Raw genomic sequence first — 1,111 nt, forward strand, 5'->3', positions numbered from 1 at the left:
CATCCTCGTGGCGTTGTCCGTCGTCACCGTGATCGCCGCGCTGCTCACCGTGCCCGCCGTCTGGTGGTTCGCGGGTGGCTCGGTACTGCTGCTCGCCGCCTACCTGACCTACCTGCGCCGCCAGGTCAAGCTCGAGGAGAGCCTGCGCCGGCGCCGCGTGGAGAGGATGCGTCGCGCCCGGCTCGGTGTGGAGTCCCGCGAGGACGACGAGCTGTCCGTGGTGCCGCCCCGCCTGCGGCGTCCCGGTGCGGTCGTGCTGGAGATCGACGACGAGGACCCGGCGTTCGACGTCCTCGATACGTTCGACGATCATCTGGACTCCGACCCCGGGCACCACGATCACCGGCGTCGGCAGCACGCACCGCTGCGGCGCGCGGTGGGCTGATCGGCGGCCCGGTTTGGTCGGGGGACCGACCATCCTGGTAAGGTATTCCACGCTGCTCGAGAGGGCGGCAGCGTCGCCCGCGAGGGTGACATCGTCGCCCGCCAGGGCGGCGAGGGGCTATAGCGCAGTTGGTAGCGCGTCTCGTTCGCATCGAGAAGGTCAGGGGTTCGATTCCCCTTAGCTCCACCTAAGGACTACGAGTTCTCAAGGCCGTTTCCGCGCAAGCGGGGACGGCCTTTCCGCTTTGTGGTGAGTTGGCGCTGTGGTGAGCTGGGGCAGTGGCCGTTCACTCCTTCACGATCGTCGAGCGCTTCTCGGCCGAGCCCGGTGACGTGCTCTCCCTCGCCTCCGACGCCGCGCGGTGGCAGGAGTGGGCGCCTGCGCTGTTGCGCGGGCTCGGCCGACGTCACCCCGGCGCCGTCACCGTGCGCGCCCTGCCAGGCGGTGGTGGCGAGCTCGAGTGGGAGTGCTCCATCCGGACGTCCGATCGGGTCGTCGGCACGGTCGTCGCCCGTGTCATCGCGGCGCTCGTCGCCCTGCTGGCGCGTCGTCTGGTCACCGAGGCCGACCGTCGGATCACGCTCACCCGCCGGCCGAGCCTCCCGGCACGCCTCCAACGCCTCGGCCTGCAGCTGGTCATCCGCCCCGTGCTGACCGTCGCACCGTTCGACCGGAGGTGGATCCGGGCGATGCGCGCGGTGGCCACGGGCGCGTCGCGGGCCACGG

The 1,111-nt window shown here is 71.3% G+C and carries 1 protein-coding gene, 1 tRNA gene and 1 pseudogene; all 3 read left to right on the forward strand.

Annotated features, from left to right (window positions below; all coding sequences use genetic code 11):
- A pseudogene (locus G6024_RS04080) lies at positions 1 to 385 on the forward strand (gephyrin-like molybdotransferase receptor GlpR); the annotation flags it as partial.
- A gap of 113 nt (positions 386 to 498) precedes the next feature.
- Positions 499 to 571 (forward strand) — tRNA-Ala (locus tag G6024_RS04085).
- A gap of 92 nt (positions 572 to 663) precedes the next feature.
- A partial coding sequence (locus G6024_RS04090; RefSeq protein WP_159148131.1) for a hypothetical protein occupies positions 664 to 1,111 on the forward strand: 448 nt, incomplete at its 3' end.

Source organism: Dietzia maris, from assembly GCF_014144855.1.
In the GTDB taxonomy this organism is placed as follows: Bacteria; Actinomycetota; Actinomycetes; order Mycobacteriales; family Mycobacteriaceae; genus Dietzia; species Dietzia kunjamensis.